Origin of the sequence: Ruminiclostridium hungatei, from assembly GCF_002051585.1 — a bacterium.
GTDB lineage: Bacteria > Bacillota > Clostridia > Acetivibrionales > DSM-1351 > Ruminiclostridium > Ruminiclostridium hungatei.
Genome location: NZ_MZGX01000097.1, coordinates 1 through 528, shown reverse-complemented (window position 1 = coordinate 528; position 528 = coordinate 1). Strand labels below are relative to the sequence as shown.

The 528-nt window shown below is 50.6% G+C and carries 1 pseudogene; it reads right to left on the bottom strand.

From position 1 onward, the window contains the following. Positions 1 to 528: pseudogene (locus CLHUN_RS21725) on the bottom strand (hypothetical protein); the annotation flags it as partial.

Here is a 528-nt window from a genome sequence, read left to right as displayed (position 1 = left end):
ACCATGTCTATGGCCTTGTTAGCCAGGAGCTTCATTAGCTGCGCAGGGTTTCCCAGCAGCATTACCTTTTCCTTTATGCTTCCCGCTATATCCTTCACCTTGGTTTTTATGCTGCCGAAGAATTCTCCTGCTGCCTCTTTAAGCTTGTCCACTCCTTCATTCAGTGCATTGGCTGGATTGGGCACCATCTCCATAGCCTTAACCACTCCGGCATATATGGCACTGAAGGGGGCAAACCAGGGCTTCGGGGTTATATTTATTATCCCGATTATCCTGCTGAGTCCTCCCGCTATCCTGTCAAAGACACTCTTTAAGACACCGAATACTCCCGTGAGTACATGCAGCACCTTCATCAGGCCTCTTTCGGCGCCGCCTGAAGCAGGCTCCTTTTCCTCCTTGCCCTTGGGCTCAGCAGGCAAGCCTCTGAGTTCACCAAACAGCCCCTTCACAAGGAAGCCGGCAATTCCGGCAGCACCCAGGAACTGCTTTATATCCTGCAGTTTTATGCTCCTTATGGTGTTTACAAAA